Annotated in this window: 2 protein-coding genes and 1 pseudogene; 2 read left to right on the top strand and 1 reads right to left on the bottom strand. The window is 59.3% G+C overall.

The annotated features are described in order from the left end of the window. Nucleotides 1-596: 596 nt before the first annotated feature. A pseudogene (locus tag I6F36_RS38290) lies at nucleotides 597-1,436 on the bottom strand (ISL3 family transposase); the annotation flags it as partial. 669 nt (nucleotides 1,437-2,105) lie between these two features. Here I6F36_RS38290 and I6F36_RS38285 point away from each other — a divergent pair. Together I6F36_RS38285 and I6F36_RS39805 are read left to right on the top strand one after the other, a co-directional pair. Further along, nucleotides 2,106-2,360: a hypothetical protein gene (locus tag I6F36_RS38285; RefSeq protein ID WP_225143893.1), complete on the top strand. Its 255-nt coding sequence runs from the start codon at nucleotides 2,106-2,108 to the stop codon at nucleotides 2,358-2,360. Between the two features lie 350 nt (nucleotides 2,361-2,710). After that, complete coding sequence (locus tag I6F36_RS39805) at nucleotides 2,711-4,114, top strand: GGDEF domain-containing protein (RefSeq protein WP_276573450.1); 1,404 nt, start codon at nucleotides 2,711-2,713, stop codon at nucleotides 4,112-4,114. The last annotated feature ends 598 nt before the right edge of the window (nucleotides 4,115-4,712 follow it).

Genomic DNA, 4,712 nt, shown 5'->3' with positions numbered 1-4,712 from the left:
TGCAGGCGCTTCGTGGCGGGCTACAGGGTCAAGGTGTTCGCTTTGGTCTGAAAACTGATGGCCGACCGGGGCACTGTCCGTCCCAGTTGGTCCCGCCGAACTTCGGACTGCAGGCTCACGCTCGCGTGTCCGATCCCGCGGGCACCGACACGTCCGGACCGGCCCGCAAGATCACTGTCATCCTCCACTGTATCTGGGTCGACGGCACATCATTCGACGGGGGCAACATGCCAGCCCGACTTTTTTTGCAGGTTCCTGGCCCGGTCCGCCGGGCTGGCGATGCCCGCTGGGACGGTGGTCGTAATGACCTCGGTCAATCGGCTGGTAGCGGCTCGTCCGCACCCCGTTGCAAACGAGGAGGCACCCGATCCGGACATCATCATGAGGCGCTTACGACCTCGGAAAGGACCATCGGGCAACTGATCACATTGAAACCAGGTGACAGCAAATCAGCTTATTACTACGAGCTCGCTATAGATCCACCAGCCGCGCTCGCCCCGTCTGCGCAACCCCGACCTGCTCCGTCGGGCCGAGCGCGACTACTTTGCCATATGGCTTCAAAAAAAGTTGACAACAACCCGCAATTAAAGAGCCGATTGGCGATAGCCCTCATACTGGGGCGCTCGGCGGCTGTCAGCAGATTGGGACCAATCGTAGTCGCACCGATGACGACGCGGATCTGACGCATCGATTTGCGGACGGCCTTGAGGAAGGCTCGGCTCGCGTTCTCCATTAGATGCCAGCGATCCGCGACCTGCACCGCCTGCGGCAAGGCTTTGGCCGCCGCCTCACAATATTCTCCACCACGGTCTCGGGCGACGATCGCGATCGTGGGATGAGCACGTCAGGCTTGGGCGGTCGTGGGTTCACGATCCGGCAGTAGGGTGACGATCCGGCGTCGTTCCAGATTGCAGATGATGCTGGCGCATCGGTGATTGCGCCGCCAGGCCCAATCATCAATGCCGATAACCCTGAGCGGGCCAGCCAGGGAACGGCGACGGCGTCGGACCACGCGCAGGAGCGTATCTTTACTTACCGGCAACATCAGCTGTTTTGCGAAGGTTGCCGCCGGACGACCGCCAAGCGCCAGACCAAGGTGATGGACGATAGAGCCCAGCCTCGCCGTGCGTCGCGCCGACGGAGCCAGTATCCCTTGCGAAGCGCTCAGCGAATATATAGCACCGCACAGGACGGCGTCGCAGCGGAAGCGACGGGCGATCACCAGGAGCTCCTACGATCCGCCCCAAGAGCGGCAGATCGGTCACGCGTCGTCGATTCCGGCTATCGACACGTCGGGAAACCGTTCTCTACGACGGACATACGCCAACGCTTCTGGATGCTCGGACCGTAATGACAACTTTGTCACCCTCGTAGCACGCGCTCTCTTCAACGAACCCACGCGGCACCAGACTGGAGCGGTGGAGTGCTTGCTGCATGGCGCTGATTTTCCCCAATCAAAGCGCAAGACATCCTCCAAACTGCATCAAAAGTGAGTAGAACGCGTGCTCAAGCCCGCCCGCACCAACATGCACGATGATGAAATTGCTAATCGCTGCCATATTGACGACCTAGCAACATCGGTCGCCAAATTGCCCCGACAACGTGCTGCCCATCACGGCCCAGCGCATTCTCTTGCACGCCCGGCCTGTACGCGATGGCGGCATTCATCCGACCTGCTAAGCACACAGAAATTTCGCTGGCGTATTGAACAGCAGGCAAGCGGGCCTTTTAATCGATCGCATCCCTTCGGACGCGCACCCGTTCTCCAACACGCCGTGCGCGATGGAGGCTCGAAAACTACGCAATCACGAGCTCGACCATCTCCATCTCAGAATCACAGCCTCACGAGGAGGAGCATTCGCATGGGTAGTCGAGCATGTAGCGAAGCTGGACTGGGGTGATTGTCACCACGTCCGCCGCCGACGGCCACAAACAGCGGCCGCGCTCCAGCCGCTTGGCATAAAGTGACCTGCCCAGTCCTGGCAGGCTCCAAATGTCGGCCGCCTACAAGATCTGGCAGGGGCTTAGCTTAGCCAGTTAATGTATATAGCGGAACCTCTGTCCCGCATTTTGCCGCGGGGACACGGGCAGGACGGAGGTCACAGATGGTATACAAGAAACTCATCAATCAAAGCGGGCTGACACTTGCGGTGTTGCTCATCACGCTCGTCGGCTCCGAGCCGAACCAGTCCGGACCGACCGTCACAGCGGCGCTACCAGTGGGTGACAAGCAGACGATTGAGTACGGTAATGCGCAGAATCCCTTCCTCAATGGCCTCGTGATTTCCTCCTCCTCCGGCGCGTTTTCGACCGGGTCGCAGATCGTGACGACTCGGGGCAGCAGCTGGATACTGTACTGAACACGCACGATACCTTTGCGGGTGGGCTGAACGTACTGGGCTCGAACACATAATTCGCCACGGCACCGGCGATCCCGCAGTGACGAACTTGGCCGCTCCTGGATGGCAAGCCAATCCTGGCGGCGTCGCAGCCCCGTCCGGATGAGTGCAGCCGATGGACGGAAACGTAAATCTTGTGACTTCCGCGCCCGTTCAGCGGGATCACCCGTGCCGGGTGTTGGATGAGCTACGGCGGAGACGAGCCATGATGCCTTCACTTTGCTTGTCTAGCACGACTCCATGCTTGAAGAAGGGCCCCACGAGTTCATGAAAGGACCGCGTGCGATCATCATGGAATGACGGTATAGCATATGAGTACCAATCTTATGTTGCAGGAGCCGCCCAGCGCGCTGCGGCTGATCACACAGGCGTATACGAGCCTTCTCATTATCGGCTTCGCCCTGCTACCCACTCAGTTCATCGCTTACCTCTATTTCCAGCAAGATCCCGCGCTGAAGTTTGAAGACCACCTGTTCCACGAATTCGCCATCGCCGTCGCTACCCTCGAGGGGCTGTTCGTCACATATGTGACGTGGCGCTGCTATCAGTCTTCAGGCGAGCCTCTGTTGCGGTGGTTGACGCTTGGTTTTCTGGCCTTCGTGCTGATCTATACGCTGCACGGCGCCTTCACGGGGATGGCACATCGCAACATTTGGCTGTTTCTGCTCTATGGGCCAGCGTCGCGTCTGGCGATGTCGATTTTGCTCTTCGTCGGGCTACTCAGCTACAACCGGCCGTCAGACGGACTTGAGAAGTGCTCGGACACGCGCGCATGGCTGACGTGGATTGGCCTGTTCCTTACGATGGACCTAGCTGTCGCACTGGTCGCCTATTCACCCTATGCTGGGCACCCGGTGGTCCGCCTGTCCATGGAGGGCGGCGCATTGCTCTTCAGTGCGCTGAACGTCGCGGTCTTGCTCATGCGACGGATTCACTCGCCGCTCATGCTTGTTTTCGGCGTTTCTGTCGCATGGTTTGCGCTATCGTCGCTCGCATTCATTTTGGCCGCGCCGTGGAATCATATGTGGTGGCTGGCTCACGCAATCTTTGCTGGCGGATTTTTTTTGCTCAGCTATGGCGTCGTCCAGGCTTTCCGAACAACGCAATCGTTCGCCACCATCTATAGCCAGGAAGAAATGACCGCCCGCCTGGCCAAATCGATGGCCGACACTCAAAAGGCACTTCAGCAAGTGAAATTGAGCAATCAACGGCTGGAGCGGCTCGCCGCCACTGATCCACTAACCGGTGCCGGGAACCGGCGCCACTTTATCGAGCATATCGGCGCGGAGATCGCACGAGCCAAGAGGACCGGGGCGCCCTTGTCTCTGCTGTCCCTCGATCTAGACCATTTCAAGGATACAAACGACTCACGTGGTCACAGCGTCGGCGATGAGGTCCTGCGCGTATTCGTGCGAAAGTGTCTGGAGGCAATCCGGCCTTACGAATCTGTCGCGCGCGTGGGCGGTGAAGAATTCATGGTACTGCTACCGGGGGCGACGCTCGACGCGGCTGGCGCGGTCGCCGAGCGCCTTCGATCGGCCATCGAACGCACTGCATTCGACGTCGGAGCCGAACCGTCGGTCGGCGTCACCATCAGCGTTGGAGTGTCGGAGTTCAGGCGTGATGGAGACACGCTCGACGGGTTCGTGAACGTCGCCGACCAGCGACTCTATCGCGCAAAATTTGAGGGCCGCAACCGTGTGGTTGTCGCCTAGGATATCGTTCATCGTTCACTCCGTCTCCGGTGCTCTTGACCCGGACGCCCGTTCTCGCTGTTCTCCGAGCCAAAGCCGCCTCTATTAACAACTATTCGGTCATGGTCCATCCATTGCAGTTTGCAGGCAGGTTCGCACCGCAATAGGCTGCGGTCACTAGCTGCCGGGAGCTGTTATGTCGTTGCTTGCTACGACGGCGTCGCGTGACAGCCGTCGTCAAAGTCTTGAAGCGGCATATTCAGGATATAGCTCGTTGCTTCGGTGCGCGAACTTGCCGGTCGCTCGAACACAACGTTTGCGGGAGGCCGCTATCGCGCCCCGATGGCTCATTGCTGCTTGCGAAGCCGTTACTGAAGTTCGGCAATCGGCGCAACATCTGGTTCTCAACAATCATGCTGCGGCCAAGAACCTCACTGGGCCACCCCGCGCTGCGGAGTGTTTGAATGGGATGAGAATGTCAACTCCACGATTGCGCGTATTGCACTTCGATTGGCGCAGTTCTGCCACGAGGGACCTCATTGCTCTCTTCGGTGGCGTCGTTCTCACTTCACTTTTAGCGCATCTCTATGGGCTTGGCCCTCGTTTAGCGCAGCTGGGA

The organism is Bradyrhizobium sp. BRP19 (assembly GCF_020194195.1).
Classification (GTDB): domain Bacteria; phylum Pseudomonadota; class Alphaproteobacteria; order Rhizobiales; family Xanthobacteraceae; genus Bradyrhizobium; species Bradyrhizobium yuanmingense.
Note: the sequence above shows the minus strand (reverse complement) of the source record. Positions and strands in the feature narration are given on the sequence as shown.